The 17,744-nt window shown below is 59.2% G+C and carries 17 protein-coding genes and 2 tRNA genes; 8 read left to right on the top strand and 11 right to left on the bottom strand.

The genetic code is table 11. The features are described 5' to 3' along the window. Positions 1-140: 140 nt before the first annotated feature. Positions 141-1,487: a replicative DNA helicase gene (gene dnaB, locus EII11_RS05840; protein ID WP_124870011.1), complete on the bottom strand. Its 1,347-nt coding sequence runs from the start codon at positions 1,485-1,487 to the stop codon at positions 141-143. Between the two features lie 420 nt (positions 1,488-1,907). Here dnaB and EII11_RS10850 point away from each other — a divergent pair, with 420 nt between their 5' ends. The 7 genes from EII11_RS10850 (at position 1,908) to rplI (ending at position 5,776) form a co-directional block, all read left to right on the top strand. Beyond that, on the top strand, positions 1,908-2,048 hold the full coding sequence (locus EII11_RS10850; RefSeq protein WP_240623079.1) for a hypothetical protein: 141 nt from the start codon (positions 1,908-1,910) through the stop codon (positions 2,046-2,048). Then, entirely contained in the window at positions 2,009-3,241 is a 1,233-nt protein-coding gene (locus tag EII11_RS05835) for an MATE family efflux transporter (protein ID WP_240623078.1), read from the top strand. Before EII11_RS10850 ends, EII11_RS05835 begins: the two co-directional genes overlap by 40 nt. 77 nt (positions 3,242-3,318) lie before the next feature. Further along, positions 3,319-3,819, top strand: coding sequence for a hypothetical protein (locus EII11_RS05830; protein WP_124870008.1), 501 nt, complete (start codon positions 3,319-3,321; stop codon positions 3,817-3,819). 212 nt (positions 3,820-4,031) lie between these two features. Continuing rightward, positions 4,032-4,322, top strand: coding sequence for a 30S ribosomal protein S6 (gene rpsF / locus EII11_RS05825; protein ID WP_124870005.1), 291 nt, complete (start codon positions 4,032-4,034; stop codon positions 4,320-4,322). 63 nt (positions 4,323-4,385) lie between these two features. Next, positions 4,386-4,970: a single-stranded DNA-binding protein gene (locus tag EII11_RS05820; protein WP_124870002.1), complete on the top strand. Its 585-nt coding sequence runs from the start codon at positions 4,386-4,388 to the stop codon at positions 4,968-4,970. A gap of 81 nt (positions 4,971-5,051) precedes the next feature. Next, complete coding sequence (gene rpsR / locus EII11_RS05815; protein ID WP_124869999.1) at positions 5,052-5,294, top strand: 30S ribosomal protein S18; 243 nt, start codon at positions 5,052-5,054, stop codon at positions 5,292-5,294. A gap of 23 nt (positions 5,295-5,317) precedes the next feature. Beyond that, complete coding sequence (gene rplI / locus EII11_RS05810) at positions 5,318-5,776, top strand: 50S ribosomal protein L9 (RefSeq protein WP_124869996.1); 459 nt, start codon at positions 5,318-5,320, stop codon at positions 5,774-5,776. Between the two features lie 118 nt (positions 5,777-5,894). On the opposite strand, the gene EII11_RS05805 is transcribed toward rplI, so the two are convergent. Both EII11_RS05805 and EII11_RS05800 read right to left on the bottom strand, forming a co-directional pair. Beyond that, a complete protein-coding gene (locus EII11_RS05805; RefSeq protein ID WP_124869992.1) occupies positions 5,895-8,360 on the bottom strand; it encodes a transglycosylase domain-containing protein in 2,466 nt (821 codons plus the stop codon). Between the two features lie 191 nt (positions 8,361-8,551). Then, complete coding sequence (locus EII11_RS05800) at positions 8,552-9,280, bottom strand: DNA alkylation repair protein (protein ID WP_124869989.1); 729 nt, start codon at positions 9,278-9,280, stop codon at positions 8,552-8,554. Positions 9,281-9,478: 198 nt separating this feature from the next. Here EII11_RS05800 and EII11_RS05795 point away from each other — a divergent pair, with 198 nt between their 5' ends. Then, complete coding sequence (locus tag EII11_RS05795; RefSeq protein ID WP_124869986.1) at positions 9,479-9,679, top strand: hypothetical protein; 201 nt, start codon at positions 9,479-9,481, stop codon at positions 9,677-9,679. 127 nt (positions 9,680-9,806) lie between these two features. Here the strand turns inward: EII11_RS05795 and EII11_RS05790 are convergent. The 8 genes from EII11_RS05790 to recF form a co-directional block, all read right to left on the bottom strand. Further along, positions 9,807-9,879 (bottom strand) — tRNA-Ala (locus tag EII11_RS05790). A gap of 20 nt (positions 9,880-9,899) precedes the next feature. Beyond that, a complete protein-coding gene (locus EII11_RS10505) occupies positions 9,900-10,037 on the bottom strand; it encodes a DLW-39 family protein (protein ID WP_165867080.1) in 138 nt (45 codons plus the stop codon). A gap of 35 nt (positions 10,038-10,072) precedes the next feature. Further along, a tRNA-Ile gene (locus EII11_RS05785) sits at positions 10,073-10,146 on the bottom strand. Positions 10,147-10,305: 159 nt separating this feature from the next. Continuing rightward, entirely contained in the window at positions 10,306-10,704 is a 399-nt protein-coding gene (locus tag EII11_RS05780) for a DUF3566 domain-containing protein (RefSeq protein WP_124869983.1), read from the bottom strand. Continuing rightward, a complete protein-coding gene (gene gyrA / locus EII11_RS05775) occupies positions 10,701-13,487 on the bottom strand; it encodes a DNA gyrase subunit A (protein ID WP_240623077.1) in 2,787 nt (928 codons plus the stop codon). Before gyrA ends, EII11_RS05780 begins: the two co-directional genes overlap by 4 nt. A 30-nt stretch (positions 13,488-13,517) precedes the next feature. Beyond that, positions 13,518-15,551: a DNA topoisomerase (ATP-hydrolyzing) subunit B gene (gene gyrB, locus EII11_RS05770; protein WP_124869980.1), complete on the bottom strand. Its 2,034-nt coding sequence runs from the start codon at positions 15,549-15,551 to the stop codon at positions 13,518-13,520. A 205-nt stretch (positions 15,552-15,756) separates the two neighbouring features. Continuing rightward, positions 15,757-16,509: a DciA family protein gene (locus EII11_RS05765; protein WP_240623076.1), complete on the bottom strand. Its 753-nt coding sequence runs from the start codon at positions 16,507-16,509 to the stop codon at positions 15,757-15,759. Then, complete coding sequence (gene recF / locus EII11_RS05760) at positions 16,502-17,710, bottom strand: DNA replication/repair protein RecF (RefSeq protein WP_124869974.1); 1,209 nt, start codon at positions 17,708-17,710, stop codon at positions 16,502-16,504. The genes EII11_RS05765 and recF overlap by 8 nt, the downstream gene beginning before the upstream one ends. Positions 17,711-17,744: the final 34 nt, after the last annotated feature.

The following is a 17,744-nucleotide window of genomic DNA, read 5'->3' as shown; positions in this document are numbered from 1 at the left end:
GCACAACAACTGACAACCCGTGCAACAACTGTCACGCAACCCGCACGGCCGCCCGGTCATATCTACAATCGGCTCCCCCGCAGCCGTTGACTGCTCCGTTAAGCAGATTCTGCGCACGCCCGGGCCTTTCAGCAGGTTCTTTAGGCCGGTTCTTCCCGGCCGGTGAAGTTGGCAAAGCGCGCCAGGTGTCCTTGGAAGAGTGCCGGAATGGTTTTGGTCTGGCCGTTTCGGTGCTTGGCGACGATGATGTCAGCCTCGCCCGGCCGGTCATCTTCGTTGTAGTAGGCGGGACGGTGCAGGAGCATAATGATGTCCGCGTCCTGCTCCAGTGAACCTGATTCACGCAGGTCCGCCATCATCGGTTTACGGTCGGTTCGTCCTTCTGGGCCACGGTTGAGCTGGGCAACAGCAATGACGGGCACCTCAATCTCTTTGGCCAGCAATTTCAACTGGCGGGAGAACTCCGAGACTTCCTGCTGACGTGATTCGACGCGTTTGCCTGAACTCATGAGCTGCAGGTAGTCGATGACAACCAGGGCAAGGTCGTGCTGTTGTTTAAGGCGTCGGCATTTGGCGCGGATTTCGGTGATGGCCATATTGGGTGAGTCGTCAATAAAGAGCGGCGCGTCGGAAATCTTGGACATGGTCGTTGACACGCGTTCCCAGTCGCGGCCTTCCATCGAGCCGTCACGCATTTTCGACAGCCACACGCCTGATTCGGCCGACAGCATACGCATGGCGATTTCGCTGCGCGACATTTCAAGGGAGAAGATCACCGAGGCGCGATTGTTGTGGATCGAGGCCGATCGGCAAAAGTCCAGGGCCAGGGTGGACTTTCCCATGGCGGGGCGGGCGGCGATGATAATCATCTGCCCGGGGTGGAGGCCTTGGGTGAGTTTATCGAGGTCGGTAAAGCCGGTGGGGACGCCTGTGAGCTTGCCTTTATTTGCCTCGATCTCTTCAAGTTCGTCGAGGATGGAGTCGGTGAGTTCGCTCATGACGACGTAGTCGGTGGCGGCACGACGTTCAGAGACGGCATAGATCTCTGCTTGGGCTTGGTCAACGATTTGGTCGACGTCTCCCCCGGCGTCGGCGTATCCCAGTTGGACGACGCGCGTTCCTGCGGTGACGAGGCGTCGTAGGACGGAGCGTTCGCGGACAATGTGAGCGTAGTAGCCGGCGTTGGCGGCGGTGGGGACGGAGGCGATGAGGCTGTGAAGGTAGGCGGCTCCGCCCACGCGGGTGAGGTCGCCGCGGCGTTGGAGTTCGGCGGCCACGGTGATGGCGTCGACGGGTTCGTCGCGCCCTGAAAGGTCGAGGATGATGTCGTGGATTGTTTCGTGGGCAGGCAGGTAGTAGTCGCTGCCGCGGATGATTTCGGTGACGTCGTGGATAGCTTCTGGGGAGAGCATCATGGAGCCCAGCACCGACATTTCTGCGTCGATGTCTTGGGGTGGAGTGCGGTCGAAATCCTGCTCCGATGACATGGTGTGGGGCTATCCCTTCATCCTGCGTCCCCATAGCTGGGAAAGTGCTGTGGGGAGTGGGTTATGCCTATAAGCATTAGGCACCTTAGCGCTATGGTGGTCGGCTGAGCGAACCCAGAATGTGGATGGGGGTGTGAATTGCCTGTGGACAAGAGGGGAAGTTTTCCACATCCTGTGGGTAGACCTGTGGAAATTCCTCACGGGCCCTCGGAGAATTACACGAATGTCACTTGGCAGAATCTCGGGCCATATCCTTTCCCTCTCATCCACAGCTCTATTCACAGGTTGTGGATACACATCCACATGTGTAATCGTCATCACATTTAAGATGGAGATGCCGCTCATCCCCGAAGGCGTTACACTTCCCTCACACACCTGAAAAACCCTGAAATTCTCCCGAATATCTCCAAGAAACGCCCTATGACCTCGGCACCTTCACTCACCCGTCAAATCCTCAACCTCGCACTGCCCGCACTGGGTGCTCTTATTGCTGAGCCCTCTTTATCCTCATTGACTCTGCCATGGTTGGGCACCTGGGTACCGCCGAGCTTGCAGGCTTAGGCCTTGCCTCCACCATCGTCCAAACCCTTGTTGGCCTCTTCGTCTTTCTCCTGTTTTCCACAACCACCCAGGCTGCACGCGCCCTCGGTGAAGGAAAACTCTCCCACGCTCTGAGCGCAGGAATTAACGCGGTGTGGCTCGCTCTTCTCCTGGGCCTCACCTCCGCGCTTATCCTCACCCTCGGCGCACACGCCCTCATTGGCTTCTTTGGCCCCGATCCAACCGTCATCCCTCACGCCGTGGACTACCTGCGATACTCAGCTCCTGGCGTGGTCGGCATGTTCATCGTCATGGCACTGACGGGAGTTCTACGAGGCCTGCACGATACGACCACCGCCCTGAAGGTTGCCTCCCTGGGGGCCCTGTTCAATACGGGCGCCAACGCTGTGTTCATCTACGGCCTGAGCTGGGGTGTGGCCGGTTCTGCTGTGGGCACTTCCCTCACCCAGCTCCTCATGGCCGCCGCCCTCCTTCGCGCTTTCCTACGCCGATCGCGCGGCCATGCCCTGACGCTGCGGCCTCGTTTTGCGGGGATTTTTGGCAGCGCCCGCGATGGCGTGCCCTACTTTGTGCGCACCCTGGCCTTGCGCCTGTCTCTGCTGGCTCTGCTCACGGCGGCCACCGGCATGGGGGTCACTGCTCTTGCGGCTCACCAGATTGTCTGGTCATTGTGGTCTTTTGCGTCCTACGCCTTTGATGCTTTAGCGGTGGCCGGTCAAACCCTTTTCGCCACGGCTGCCGGCAGGGGCGATCATGCGGCTTCACAACTGCTCCTGCGTCGCCTGAGCATGTGGGGTGTGGGCGCTGGCCTTGTCCTCGGTGGCGTTTTTGCGCTCGCCTCTCCCCTACTGCCCATGTTCTTCTCCACTGACGAGGTCGTGCGCGCCGCCACCACCGCCGGCCTGCTCGTTGCCGCGGTGGGGATGCCGATTGCCAGTGCGGTCTTCCTTTTTGACGGGGTGATGATGGGGGCGGATCGGGCGCGCTTCTTGGCTGGGGTGCATGCGGGCCTCCTAGCCGGACATGTGCCGCTGCTATGGATGATGAGTCCACGGATGAGCCAATGGCCTGCAAACTGGTCACTTGCTGGCCTCTGGGCGGAGTGGGCCCTGCTGTTCATGGGGGCGCGCCTAGCGTGCTTGATGTGGGGATTACGCGATGAGTTCCGCCACGATTCCCAAACGCCCAGATAATTCTCAAAAAACTCTGTTTTTCTGCGCCTTTCTGGGCTATCGTAAGGGCACATTTCCCTCCCGGAAAGGAGCCTTCCATGTCCACCACGCCCCCACCTCCCGGCCAGATGCCCGGACCCGACCCCATGCCGCCCTCGGGCCAGACGCCCAATCCTGGTCAGATGCCCCAAGCTGGCATGATGCCCACCCCCACCCCCATGCCGCTTCAACCGACAAAGAAAGTCTTGTCAATGACGGCACTAGGATTGACGATCCTCGCATCCCTGATGATCCTTGGCAGCAGTTGGCTTGCCCTGCGTGGCATGACCCCTGAAGCTGTCAGTCAGATGGGCATGACTGAACTGGTGGAAGCTGCCGAGAACGCTGATGCCATTCGCTTCGGCACACTGGGGATCGCCGGCCTCATTAACCTGGTAGCCCTTATTGTGGCCATCGTCGCTATCGTCAAGGAACGCCCCAAGACCATGAGCATCATTGCCCTGGTGACAGTGTTGGTTCTTCCCGGTATTGCTACCTTCATTTCAGGCAGGATGATGCAGTCGGCACTGGAGACTTTGATGGCGGGTTTGAGCCTCTAATTCCCTTCGGGGGTGCTCTATTGCACGCGTTCAATGTTGAGCGCACACATGACATGTGGCCTCTACCCCCACTAGGATAGGAAGTCGGACTATTCTGCGCCCGTCCCGGGTGAGAAGCGGTCCTGAAGGCGGGGCTTCGGCCTCGTCTGACGCATGACCCTCCTGTCACGGAAAGACCGTGACCGCGAAGACCATAGGAGGTGGGTATTCACGTGCGTGCATATGAACTCATGGTGATCCTCGATCCCTCGATCGACGAGCGCACCGTCGCACCCTCAATGGAAAAGTACATGCAGCTGGTGACGGCTGATGGCGGCTCCGTTGAGAACATCGACATTTGGGGCAAGCGTCGCCTTGCCTACGACATCAACAAGCGTTCTGAAGGCATCTACGTTGTCATCAACATGACCACGACCCCTGCCGTCGCGCTGGAAATCACCCGCCAGATGGGCCTTTCTGAGGCTATTCTGCGCACCAAGCTCCTGCGCCCCGACGCTCACTGACGTCGTATCCGCATCACTCTTTCACCTTTGAGTCCACTCAATCGATTCCACTGAGGAGCAGAAATGGCCGGAGAAACCGTCATTACGATCATCGGTAATCTCACCGCTGACCCGGAGCTGCGCTTCACGCCCTCGGGCGCTGCAGTTGCTGACTTCACGGTGGCATCGACCCCCCGTAGCTTTGACCGTCAGTCCAATGAATGGAAAGACGGCGAGACCCTGTTCATGCGCTGCAGCGTGTGGCGTGAAGCCGCTGAGAATGTGGCTGAGTCGCTGCGTAAAGGTATGCGCGTGATTGTGCAGGGTCGTCTGACCCAGCGCTCTTACGAGACCCGCGAGGGCGAGCGTCGTACCGTCGTCGAACTTCAAGTTGACGAGGTCGGCCCTTCGCTGCGTCGCGCGAAGGCTCAAGTGACCCGCGTGCAGGCACCGTCCGGCCAGGGTGGCTACAGCCAGGGAGGCGGCTACGGTCAGCCTCAGGGTCAGGGTGGATATGGCCAGCCTCAGGATGGTTACAACCAGGGCGGCTATAACCAGGGTGGATATGGTGGCCAGGCTACCTACTCGGCTCCCGCTGGGGGCAGTACAGGTGACCCGTGGCGTACCGATGGTGGTGCGGCCTCGTTCGGCGACGAACCGCCGTTCTGAGTCTCACGCTGAGGGATTCTCTCAGCAACGCTCACACAATGCTTGGGGCGGCCCGGCCGCCCAGATCACAAGGAGACCATCATGGCGAAGCCTCAACTTCGCAATAAGCCCATCAAGAAGAAGGCCAACCCCTTGAAGTCGGCCAAGATCGAAAAGATCGACTACAAGGACACCGCTCTGCTTCGTAAGTTCATCTCGGACCGCGGCAAGATCCGCGCTCGCCGCGTGACTGGCGTGTCCGTGCAGGAACAGCGTCGCATTGCCAAGGCCGTTAAGAACGCCCGCGAGATGGCTCTGCTGCCGTACTCGTCCTCCGGCCGCTGATCGAGGGGAAGGGATTACTACTCATGGCTACTAAGCTCATCCTCACCCACGATGTCGAGCATCTCGGCGCTGCCGGCGATGTTGTCGAGGTCAAGGACGGTTACGCCCGTAACTACCTGGTTCCCCGTGGCCTGGCTACCGCCTGGTCTAAGGGCGCTCAGAAGCAGATTGACCAGATGGCTGCTGCTCGCCGCAAGCGCGAGATCGCTTCCATCGATGACGCTCGCGCCGTGCGCGACGTCCTCCAGGCTGCTGCTCCTGTGACCATCTCAGCCAAGGTCGGCGGCAACGGACGTCTCTTCGGCGCCGTGTCCACCTCTGACATTGCTGAGGCTGTCAAGGCTGAACTCGGCCAGACCATCGACCGTCGTCGCGTGGTGATCGCTTCTCCGATCAAGACCACCGGCGACTACACCGTGGTTATTAACCTCCACAATGAGGTGACCGCTAACCTCAAGGTTCGCGTCGTCGCTGCCAAGTGAATCTTCACTGATGGGTAGCTGATTCGCTGAGCGGATCACTGCTTAAACACTGTGGGCCTGGCTCCCTTAGGGAGCCAGGCCCACAGTGTTTTCTCGCTACAGCCCGGGCGTTTCCGGTTTATTCAGTCGGCCGCCAAATCCCGTTCTCATCGATACGGCCATTACTTGGTGGAGCAGGGTCTCCGGGGCCTATCGGTGTGGGAATGTAGGTGTCGTCGTCGGGGTTGGTGCCCTCGTCAGGGTTCTCTGATGCACCTGAGCTCTGCTCGTCTGGTTGAACCTCCACAGGCGTTTCCTCGCTTTGAGGTGCTTCGGGCTCAGGCTCAGGCGCAGATTGAGGTTCTTCAATGTAGCGCGTGGGCTGGCGGACGGCGACACGCCAGGGGTAGTCGATATTGTCCATGCCTTCAGTGGCCTTTTCCATGTAGGACAGCCACACATCTGCTGGCCAGTCGCCGCCGTGGAACTGATCGAGTCCACCGATGTTTGTCAGCGGCACGGGGTTGCCATTCTCATCGGACTGATACATGCTCACCGTGGTGACGAGCTGGGGGATCATGCCAACGAATTGGGCTGACTTTTGTTCCTCGGAGGTTCCTGTCTTTCCAGCGACCTTCCGCCCAAGCGTGGCCACAGTTTCACCTGTGCCGCCGCGTTCCATGACGGCCTCAAGAGCTGGCAGGATGCCCGATAGTTCGGTGGCTTCAAAGACCTGCTTGGGGTCGATGATGGTCTTGTAGACAACCTGCCCATCACCATTCTTGACCTCACGAACAATGTGGGGGGTAATGCGGTATCCACCCGATGCGATGGTGGAGTATGCGGCGGTGATGTCGATATTGTGCGGCGCAGCAAACCCCAGGACGTTCAACAGAGTTCCGTCCAGACCAAGGGTGTCTTCCGGGATGCCCGCATCGATGGCGACTTTGAGGGTCTTATCGGAGCCGACTTTTTCGTTGAGTTCCACGAAGGCGGTATTGATCGAGTATTGCATGGCCTTTGTCAGGCTCACACGCCCCCAGGAGTACCCACCGTCGTTTTCAACGGTTTCTGCCAGCCCGTCAAAGCGACGCGGTGAGCGACCATCGTAGATGTCCTCAATGGACCCGCCGTTGATCTGATTAGCCAACAGGGTGAAGGTTTTAAAGGTGGATGCCGCAGCGGAAATGTCCTGAGTGACGGCGTTTTGTTGACGCTCCAGGTAGTCGTGTCCCGCGTATTCGGCCACGATCTCTCCGGTGTTGGGGTCAACGGATGACAGCGCCAGATGCATGGTCTGCGGGTTCCAGCCTTCGACCTCGTTCATGGTGTTGGCTGCTGCAATCGCCGCATCATTCTTGGCCTTGTCAATGGTGGAGATAATCGTCAGACCACCATTTTCGATCTGCTCGTCGGTAAAGGCACCGGTGGCCTTGAGCTCTGCTCGGACCTGTTCAAGAAGGTATCCTTGCGGGCCGGCCCAGTCGTCGGTGCGTTCCGCATTTGGATCAACAGTTTGCGGGAAGGTGGCGGCATCAGCCTCGGCCTTATTGATCCACCCGTCTTCAACCATGAGGTTGAGAACACGCTTCCAACGGGTTTGGGCCTGTTCCTCATCCAATGCAGGGTCCCACAGGGATGGGGCTGGGATGATACCGGCAAGCATTGCCGACTCTGACAGCGTCAGGTCCTTAGCGGATTTGCCGTAGTAGGCCTTTGCTGCCGCCTCAATGCCGTAGGCGCCACGACCAAAGTAGATCGTGTTCATGTAGTTGCCGATGATTTCATCCTTGGTCTGCTGATTATTGATTTTCAGCGCCAGGATGGCTTCTTTTGCCTTGCCGACGTAGCTGGTGGTGTCCCCCATGTAGTAGCGCTCAACGTACTGCTGGGTCAGGGTTGAGCCGCCCTGACGGCTACCGGTGGTGATATTGGTGTAGAGGGCGCGCAGGATGCCGCGGATGTCGATGCCGGAGTTGGTGTAGAAGGTCCGATCTTCGGAGGCGACGATAGCGTGGGGGACGTAGTCAGGCAGGGTCGAGGCATCAATGATGGTGCGATTGACCTCGGAGAAGGTGCCCATGCGTGTGGTGCCGTCGTTGTAGTAGACAGTGGTGGTTTGGGCGAGGGCAACTTCGTCGGCTGCGGGAATGGTCAGGCGGTTGTAGAGGTAGCCGAATACGCCCAGGCCGGCCAGGACGAGGAAGAGCACGGAGAAGGCGATGCCTTTACCGATGCGGCGTGCCCAGCGGCGTCCTTTGGAGACGTTCTTTGTGGTGTCGGCGGGGGCGGCTGCATTGCGTTTGGGTCGGCTTTTCGTCGTTGAGGCTTGGGGCCAGTCGTATTCTGGCCTGGGCTCATGGCTGCGTTGGAGCACGGAGCGGCGTTGCGGTGCCGCACTGGACGGGGCCCCCGCCCCTACTTGCCCGTGCACGGTTGTGGCCGCGGGTGTTGGGCGAGGCTGGGGGGTCGGCTCGGGGGTTCGTGCACTGCGGGCCCGAGTGTCTGCTTGGGCTTCGGCTGCTGCTGCGCGTTGGCGGGCTGCCTCGGCGCGGGAGGGCAGGTGTGAAGGGTCCATGGGCAGGTCCTGCGGGTTGCGTGCCATTGAGTGCTCTTTTCGTCGGCAACAGGGACTGCGGTGTTTTACGGAGTCATCCGTCAGAAACACTGCTGCTTCTCCACCCTAGGGTGCGCAGGGCTGTGGGCGCCAGATATGCGGGTCACTTTTTGCAAATCGTGGCCAAACCCGCACTTTATGTCACCAAAGCCCTCCGTCGCTCGACCTTAAGTATTTCGTCACGTCGAGAGTGTGAGGCGTTGGCGCTCCCGCCGTAACGCTTCCTTTGTGGCGTCGGGTATGCGGCGGCTTTCGCAGGCCTTCGTGATAGCCATTCGTCGCGTCTGGGGGTCAATGATCTCACCTCCATCCTCGGCAAAAAAGTAAGGCCGAGCGGTGTGAGGTTGTTTGGCGAGGGCGGTAGCGAAGTACCAGGCGCAGGCCATGCGGGCGTAGTAGTCGGGATTGCTCACTGCCGCCACCCAGTTGAGGTGTTCCTTTCGGAAATAGTCGTCGAGGTAGTACGACATGAGGAGCTGCACAGCGACCCTGACGGGGTAGACCTGGTTGCTAGTAAGCCATTGACTGATTGATCCTTCGAGCTCCTCGTGGTGGGTGGCGGTCAGGCGTGGAGAAATAATGTCGGAGACCATCCAGTTGTCGATGAAAGGGAAGAAGGCCTCCACCTGTGCAATGAAGTGTTGAGCGTCCTTTTCTTCATTGAGTATCAGACCGTGCAGGAGGTTTTCTTCCAGAGTCTCGTGTGGAAGGGAGGCCAGGAAATCCTCTGCGAGCGACACCTCTTTTTTACGTAGGAACTTTGCAAGTTTTCGTAGTGCGGGGACGCGAACGCCAAGAATTTGTTCGCGAGGCACAGTGGGGGCAAGCTTGGCGGTAAAGTCTGCGTGCTTTTCCTCAGCAAGTTCCATAAGGCTAGTGCGGATACTGTCGGTTCCGGTGGTCGTCATGGTCGGATATTCCTCGCCTCTTTGGGTCCTGTGGTAGGCCTCCTATAACCACTACCCTATTCCCTCACTGCCTTCTTTATCGGGGAAGCGATTCTTATTCGCCCTCAGGTCAGCACGGCTATTTGCGCTGCTGATCCCGTCTTTTTCAGGGATAATGACAGAACAGGGTCTTTTTCGCAGTGAAGGGAGGGAGACACCATGAAATACCTGTTGTGGGCAGCCATCGCGTGCCTCGTGCTCGCCGCTGCAGCCGTCGTCTTTTCTTTCGTGAGCTCAGCCATGATGCCTGAGGGAAGCGGAGCGAATATCGGCGGTGGCCTGGCCATGCTTGCCGCAGGCCCACTGGCCACTATCGGCGCAGTCTGCACCGTGATCTATCTGGTGGCACGCAAGCGCTGAGGTGTTTCCTGCGCTTCCGCCAGCCCACCTAAACTCCACGGATGCCGCCATGGACGCCGCATCAAGGCTCCGAGAAATCAGCCGACACAAAACCGGGCCTGGACGATTGTCCAGGCCCGGTTGGTTGTGGAGCTAAGGGGACTCGAACCCCTAACCCCCTGCTTGCAAAGCAGGTGCGCTACCAATTGCGCCATAGCCCCATTTGGGTTGTCTCCTCGGATCAGGCAAGAACCGGATCGTCAGTGACTGACCTCCACAATTCTGCATTATCAGACAGGTCCTGAGCAACTTGTCTCACCACGAGTCCGACTGCTACTGCAGCTCCGACGACCACAATTGCGGTGATCCACTTGTTCACGATGCCTCCTGCGGCTAATGCCGAGATTGCGGGAGTGGGCCTAGGTGGGCTCGAACCACCGACCTCAGTCTTATCAGGACTGCGCTCTAACCTACTGAGCTATAGGCCCAACTTTTTGCTCCCTTAACGGGTGCTCCACAATGGTAGACAAAACATGACCCAAAGAGCAAAACGGCCCCGCGTGAAGTGGAACACTCTCCGATAAGAACCAGAGAACACGCCCACCCAGCGGGGCCATCAAGCCCTGTCTAATCCACGAATTCAGGCCTCACTCATCCATCAAAGACACGCGCACGCCACCCACAAGCGAGGCGATCACGTTGTACAGCATGGCTGCCACGGTAGCGATCGCCGTCATCAGAACGACATTAGCGACGGCTGCGATCGTCGTGTAGGACAGCAGGCGTGAGAAACGCACGTAGTCCAGCAGGACAGTGAAACGCTCTGCACCCAGTTTGGTGAGGAACTCATCAATGGAGGCAAAGACGTGCATGGCATCAAGCATCGTCCACAGAATCGCGGTGGCAATGACCGAGACGATCCCCAACGCGACACTCAGCAGGAATGACACCTTCATGACGGTCCAGGGGTCAATACGTGCGATCGCAAGATTGACCTGGCGGGGGCCGTCTTCAATGATGGCCGCAGATGTGCTCTGTTCGCTCACTGGTCATCCTCCTCAACTGTGGATTCTCCCTCTGACGCTACATCCTCAGCGGGGGTTTCGTCAGCATTCGGAGCATTTTTGTCCGAGGTTGGTGCCGAATGTTCAGGATCGGACGCCTTCTCAGATGCCCCATCCTTGCCAGCATCCCCGTTGTCTGCACTGTTGTCTCCACTGTCGCCATTTTCTTCAGGCAACTCGCGCTCAGGGTTACGGGTAATGGCGATAATGCGATCATCACCATCGGGGCGAGCAAAGATCACACCCATGGTGTTTCGGCTGGTGGGACGCACGTCGGAGGCATTGACCTGGACGAGCTTGCCCGAAGAGGTAATGACCATGACATCCTCTTCAGCATCCACCATGAGGGCACCCACGAGGCCACCGCGCTCCTCAGAGAGCTTGCCGACGCGCACACCCAGGATGCCGCGGCCCTTGACCGGGTATTCCTCAACGGGGGTGCGCTTAGCGTAGCCGCCCTCGGTGACAATGAGCAGGTCAGCGCCTTCACGCACAACCTCCATGGTGAGCAGCTCATCGTCATCGCGGAAGCGCATCCCCTTCACGCCCGAGGTTGAACGGCCCATGGGTCGCAGTTGCTCATCGGTGGCAGCAAAGCGCGAGGCCTGGCCGTCACGAGACACCAGCAGCAGGTGATCGTCAGCGTTCACCACGTGTGCCGAAACCAGCTCATCGGGGCGCCCGGCCTCGTCCTCGCGCAGGTTAATGGCAATAATGCCGCCCGTGCGCGGGGAGTTGTAGTCGGCGAGCTTCGTCTTCTTCACCAGGCCCGACTTCGTGGCAAGCACGAGGTATTCGGCCTGCTCGTAGTTCTCAATAGCGAGCACTTGGGCGATGGTCTCCTCTGGCTGGAAGGCCAGAAGATTCGCCACGTGCTGGCCCTTGGCGTCGCGACCGCCTTCGGGAATCTCGTAAGCCTTGGCGCGGTAAACGCGGCCCAGGTTCGTGAAGAACAGCAGCCAATGGTGGGTGGTGGTGACGAAGAAATGCTCCACCACGTCATCGCCGCGCAGCTGCGTGCCGCGAACGCCCTTACCGCCGCGCTTTTGAGAGCGGTAGTTGTCGGTGCGGGTACGCTTCGCGAAGCCGTCGCGGGTGATGGTGACGACCACGTCCTCTTGGGGGATGAGGTCTTCCATCGACATTTCACCGCCGAAAGGCAGGATCGTTGTCATACGCTCATCGCCGTACTTGTCGACGATTTCAGCCAGCTCGGTGCCGATAATCTGGCGCTGGCGCGCAGGCGAGCTCAGGATGTCTTCAAGGTCTTCCACGCGGGCGCGCAAAGCGGCGTGCTCGTCAAGAATCTTTTGACGTTCCAAGGCAGCCAGTCGGCGTAGCTGCAGGGCGAGGATCGCATCGGCCTGAACGGCGTCGATGCTCAGCAGCTCCATCAGGCCTTCGCGGGCGGCGTCAGCGGTGGGGGAGCGGCGGATCAGGGCGATCACCTCATCAAGGGCATCAAGAGCCTTGAGGTAGCCTTCCAGGATGTGCAGGCGTTCGCGGGCCTTTGCCAGGCGGAAAGCGGTGCGACGTTCAATGACCTGCATCTGGTGGGTGATCCAGTGGCGGATGAAACCATCCAGGCTCAGGGTGCGCGGCACGCCGTCTACGAGGGCGAGCATATTGGCCGGGAAGGAGTCCTGCAGGGCAGTGCGCTTGTAGAGGTTATTGAGGACTACCTTGGCCACCGCATCGCGCTTAAGCACGATAATGAGGCGCTGACCGTGACGGCCCGACGTTTCGTCACGAATGTCGGCAATGCCTTGAATCTGGCCATTCTTCACCAGTTCGGCAATCTTGGCCACGAGGTTATCGGGGTTGACCTGGTAGGGGAGTTCCTTGACCACCAGGCATTGGCGGCCGTGGATTTCTTCTACGTCCACAATGGCGCGCTGGACGATGGAGCCTCGTCCCGTCCGGTAGGCGTCCTCAATGCCCGATCGGCCCAAAATAGTAGCGCCGGTGGGGAAGTCGGGGCCCTTAATGCGGGCCATGAGGGCCTCAAGGAGTTCCTCGCGGGAAGCCTCAGGATTATCCAGGGCCCACTGCACGCCGGAGGCCACTTCACGCAGGTTATGCGGAGGGATGCGTGTTGCCATACCAACGGCGATACCCTCAGAGCCGTTAACGAGCAGGTTGGGGTAGCGCGAGGGCAAGACGGTGGGTTCTTGGTTGCGCCCATCGTAGTTGTCCTGGAAATCGACGGTATTTTCGTCGATGTCGCGCACCATTTCCATGGCCAGGGGGGCCATCTTACATTCGGTGTATCGAGGTGCTGCGGGTCCCAGGTTACCGGGGGAGCCGAAGTTACCCTGACCTGCGACGAGGGGGTAGCGCAGTGACCATGGCTGGACCATACGGGCCAGGGCGTCGTACACCGAGGCGTCACCGTGGGGGTGGTAGTGGCCGAGCACGTCACCAACGACGCGCATGCACTTGTAGAAGCCAGCGTTGGGGCGGTAGCCGCCGTCAAACATGGTGTAGAGGATGCGACGGTGGACGGGTTTGAGGCCGTCGCGCACATCCGGCAGGGCGCGGCCCACGATGACGCTCATGGCGTAGTCAAGGTAGGAGCGCTGCATTTCCGAACGCAGGTCAACGGGATCGATACGTCCGTGCGGGTCGTGGCCGTCGGGTCCATCGCCACCGGAATCAGTGCCCTGGGGTTCGACGAGGTCGGTGCCGGTGGCGAGGTCGTGCGCCATGTCGTCGTCGTTGGGGGTGTTGGCGCCCGGGGTCAGGTCTGTGGTGTTGTCACTCACGGGGTGTTCTCCTGTGTTCTACGGGCGGGATCAGGCGTCAATGAAACGCACATCGTGGGCATTACGTTGAATGAAGTGACGGCGCGATTCGACGTCATCACCCATGAGGATGGAGAAGACTTCATCGGCGGCGGCGGCCTCGCCTACTTCCACCTGCTTGAGGATGCGGGTGGACGGATCCATCGTGGTTTCCCACAGTTCCTGGTCGTTCATCTCACCCAGACCTTTGTAGCGTTGGATGCCACCTTCCTTGGGGAGCTTGTAGCCTGCGGCCATACCGGCAGCGAGGCTATCGTCACGTTCCTTGTCGGAGAAGACATACTCGTGAGGGTGGTTGGTCCACTTGAGGCGGTAGAGCGGGGGAGTGGCCAGGTAGACGTGACCGAGTTCAACCAGGGGTGTCATGTAGCGGAAGAGGAAGGTCAGCAGCAGGGTGACGATGTGCTGGCCGTCCACGTCGGCATCGGCCATGAGGACGATCTTGTGGTAGCGGAGCTTATCGACATCGAATTCTTCACCAATACCGGTGCCCAGGGCGCCGATAAGGGCTTGGATGGTGTCGGAGTTGAGGGCGCGATCCAAACGAGCTTTTTCAACGTTGAGGATCTTGCCACGTAGAGGCAGGATCGCCTGATGCTCAGGGTCGCGGCCCAAAACGGCCGAACCACCGGCGGAGTCACCCTCAACGATGAAGATTTCACACAGGGAGGCGTCACGGGAGGAACAGTCACGCAGCTTGGTCGGCATGGAGACTGAATCCAGGGCGCTCTTACGGCGCGTGGCTTCACGGGCTTTACGGGCAGCAACGCGGGCGAGTTGCGCCTGCTGGCCTTTAGCGACAATGGCTTTGGCGTCGGTGGGGTGGGCGTCAAGCCAGTCCAGAAGATTTTGGTAGAGCTGCTGTTGAACGAAGGTGCGGGCTTCGGTGTTACCCAGCTTGGTCTTGGTTTGGCCTTCGAACTGAGGTTCGGTGAGCTTCACGGAGATGACGGCAGTGAGGCCTTCACGAACGTCATCGCCGGAGAGGTTGTCGTCGCGTTCCTTAATGAGGCCCTTATCGCGCGCATAGCGGTTGATGAGGGTGGTCAGCGCGGTGCGGAAGCCTTCTTCGTGGGTGCCGCCCTCGGTGGTGGAAATCGTGTTGGCATAGGTGTGGATCGAAGAGGTGTAGGCACTCGTCCACTGCATGGCGATCTCCAGGGACATGGTCCCTTCAGCGTTTTCACACTCGAAGTCAATGATCTCGTTGTTGATGACATCGATTTTCTTCGCTGAATCGAGGTAGGCCACGTAGTCGCGCAGACCGTGTTCGTACATGTACGACACCTCAAGACGGGTCGGCTGTTCAGTGGCCTCCTCTTCCTCGCCGGCAATCTCGTCGCCGTCACCCATTGCTGCTTCGAGGGCCCCCTCACGTTCGTCAATGAGAGTAATGCGCAGGCCCTTGTTCAAAAAGGCCATCTGCTGGAAGCGAGCACGCAGGGTTTCAAAAGAAAACTCCACCGTTTCGAAGATCTCAGGATCAGGGTAGAAAGTCTGAGTGGTGCCGGTTTCGTCCGTCTCTTCACCCTTGACCAGCTCTGTGATGGGCGTTCCACCATTGGCGAAAGACATGCGCCAGACGTGGCCTTGGCGGCGAATTTCCGTGTCAACGCGTGTGGAAAGAGCATTCACGACAGAGATACCCACACCGTGCAGACCACCGGAGACGGCGTAGCCACCACCGCCGAACTTACCGCCTGCGTGAAGGATGGTCATGACGACCTCCACGGTGGGTTTTCCTTCGGTGGGGTGAATGTCAACGGGGATGCCTCGCCCGTTGTCGACCACGCGGATACCGCCATCAGCTTGGATGGTCACTTCAATGTGGTCGGCGTATCCGGCTAGGGCCTCATCAACAGAGTTGTCGACGACTTCATAGACCAGGTGATGGAGGCCGCGTTCACCGGTGGAACCGATGTACATGCCGGGTCGTTTACGGACGGCCTCAAGGCCTTCAAGAACGGTAATGTCGGACGCGCCGTAGCTTTCGGACCCGTTACTCACCGTGGTATTTGCTGTCATATCAGCCACTCAATGGCTCCCCTCGTCGGCCGAATATGCTCCGGCCCGTTAACAGACCACCAGGATTGGCGGTTCTGCCTTATTTCCAAGGGTTTCATTCTATCAAAAACGCTCGTGCATCCGATTATTCTGACAGTTGGAAGAATGGCAGGTAAATCGCTGATGATCTGTGAAAACAGGGAGGGTGAGCTGTCCCACCTTAGCTCTACCCGTAGGTATCGCGCGGGCCTCTGCCCGGTACCGAATACAAGCCCTTTTTCCATGAAGGGCGATGAGGGCCACGAATAATCAGCTGAGTGACCACACCATGCCCAACTTCCTCAGCAATTCGACGCTCAATATGGGGCAACAACAAGGTGAGCTGATTTGCCCACGCTGTTGAATCACAGCGGACAATCAGACGATCATCCTCGAAGGTCTCAACAACACAATGCTGGGCGACACTTGGCCCGACAATTACCGGCCATTTCGCCATCACCGAACCCAGTTTCGTCGGCTGATCCCACCCTTCAGCACGCACCATTGTCCCCAAAACCGCACCAAGGGAAAATGAGCGCCGATAGTTTCGCCGTGAGGACGCCAAACCCGGGTGCGCAATCCAGGCAGCAGGGGAGCGACGGCGATCTCCTTCCAGGAACACGAGGTCTTCAGGGGTGGGTTCACCGTCGCGGCCGACCTGGGCACGATCACCGCCTGCTTCGGCTGCTGCGGCGTCCTCGCCTGTGGGATCATCCTCTTCGCTGTCGTCAGCGTCGGCGGGCAGGGCAAATTCTTCACTGGCTCCTGCAATGTGTGAGCGTTGACGGCGCCGCCAAGAACGCCGACGCAAACCCGCCTCAGCGGCCTGCTCCTGAAAACGCTCTAAAGCGTTGAGAGCAACCTGGGAGCGTTCACCGCGTGTGGAGAGGCTCGCCGGATCAATGTTTTCTTCCTCGGGGGTGGGGTGGTGTTCACTCATCGACATTCTCCCGAGTGACCACCGTTCCTAGCTGTTCATCTACACGCACATGAATCATGGCGCCCACAAGACCTTCTGGAACATCCTCTACGACGGCAGCAGTGACAAGTACCTGATCAACGTCAGCAACAAGCCCAGCTAGTCGAGTGCGGCGGCGAGCGTCAAGTTCAGCAAAAACGTCATCGAGGATGAGGATAGGTTGCTCGCCCTGTTCGCTGAGAATCTCAAAGGCAGCCAGGCGCAGTGCAAGCGCTACCGACCAGGATTCTCCGTGGCTGGCATAGCCGCGCACGGGCATGCCACCCAGTTCAAGATGCAGGTCGTCACGGTGGGCTCCCACGAGGTTCACGCCGCGTTCCATCTCTCGTTCACGCAGGTGAACCAAGGCTGCTAAGAGGCGGTCGGTATTAGCCTCAACATCTTCAAGATCGGGGTGTTCTTCTACCCCGCTCCCCTCAGCGTTGTGAGGCAGAAGCACGCTATCGATGGCCGCATCAAGACGGACGCTGAGCTGTTTGGGAGAGTCGGCAACCTTGTCGTAGGCCCGATGGGCAGGATCAGCCATTTCCCGCACAAGAGCGGCTCTTTCAGCGGTGATGCGTGCCGACAGGCGCGCAAAGTTTTCATCCCAGATGTCGATGGTGGAAAGGTCGGGGGAGTGGCCTCGACGTAAGCGCGCCTGCGCCTGCTTCATGAGAGCAGCGCGTTGCTTGGCAACCTTGTCAAAGTCCGCTTTGATCTGCACCATCAGCGGTTTTCTTTGGATGGTCAGCTCATCAAGGAAGGTGCGTCGCACCCCTGGTTCGCCTCGAATCAACGACAGGTCTTCAGGAGCAAAAACAACCGTTTTCACCATGCCAACAATGTCGCGGGGGCGAGTCTGGGTGCGATTGAGGCGCGCACGATTCGCTTTACCTCGCACGATTTCGAGCTCAATAACATGCTCTCGTTCACCGTGAATAAGCCGCGTGCGAACAACTGCCCCGCCGACGGGATCTTCTCCGGGTGACGGGATGCGGACGAGGGCGGCCTCGGCTGACACTCGATGACTGGAAAAAGTCGAGAGGTAAGCGAGAGCTTCAACGAGGTTGGTTTTCCCCTGCCCATTCGGGCCCACCAGGACCGTCACACCCGGATCAAACTCAACGACGGCGTGCTTGTAGGAACGAAAGTCGTCAACGGCGAGGTGTGAGACGCGCACCGGAACTACGTGCCTGAACTTCTTTGAAGCCTAA

Source organism: Schaalia canis (genome assembly GCF_003858455.1).
In the GTDB taxonomy this organism is placed as follows: domain Bacteria; phylum Actinomycetota; class Actinomycetes; order Actinomycetales; family Actinomycetaceae; genus Pauljensenia; species Pauljensenia canis.
Note: the sequence above shows the minus strand (reverse complement) of the source record. Positions and strands in the feature narration are given on the sequence as shown.

Coding starts and splice junctions, on each gene's coding strand:
- rpsR (WP_124869999.1), top strand. CDS start 5,052: ATGGCGAAGCCTCAACTTCGCAATAAGCCCATCAAGAAGAAGGCCAAC.
- EII11_RS05800 (WP_124869989.1), bottom strand. CDS start 9,280: ATGACGACCACCGGAACCGACAGTATCCGCACTAGCCTTATGGAACTT.
- EII11_RS10850 (WP_240623079.1), top strand. CDS start 1,908: ATGACCTCGGCACCTTCACTCACCCGTCAAATCCTCAACCTCGCACTG.
- dnaB (WP_124870011.1), bottom strand. CDS start 1,487: ATGTCATCGGAGCAGGATTTCGACCGCACTCCACCCCAAGACATCGAC.
- EII11_RS05805 (WP_124869992.1), bottom strand. CDS start 8,360: ATGGCACGCAACCCGCAGGACCTGCCCATGGACCCTTCACACCTGCCC.
- EII11_RS05830 (WP_124870008.1), top strand. CDS start 3,319: ATGTCCACCACGCCCCCACCTCCCGGCCAGATGCCCGGACCCGACCCC.
- gyrB (WP_124869980.1), bottom strand. CDS start 15,551: ATGACAGCAAATACCACGGTGAGTAACGGGTCCGAAAGCTACGGCGCG.
- EII11_RS05765 (WP_240623076.1), bottom strand. CDS start 16,509: ATGAGTGAACACCACCCCACCCCCGAGGAAGAAAACATTGATCCGGCG.
- EII11_RS05835 (WP_240623078.1), top strand. CDS start 2,009: ATGGTTGGGCACCTGGGTACCGCCGAGCTTGCAGGCTTAGGCCTTGCC.
- EII11_RS05795 (WP_124869986.1), top strand. CDS start 9,479: ATGAAATACCTGTTGTGGGCAGCCATCGCGTGCCTCGTGCTCGCCGCT.
- EII11_RS05820 (WP_124870002.1), top strand. CDS start 4,386: ATGGCCGGAGAAACCGTCATTACGATCATCGGTAATCTCACCGCTGAC.
- rplI (WP_124869996.1), top strand. CDS start 5,318: ATGGCTACTAAGCTCATCCTCACCCACGATGTCGAGCATCTCGGCGCT.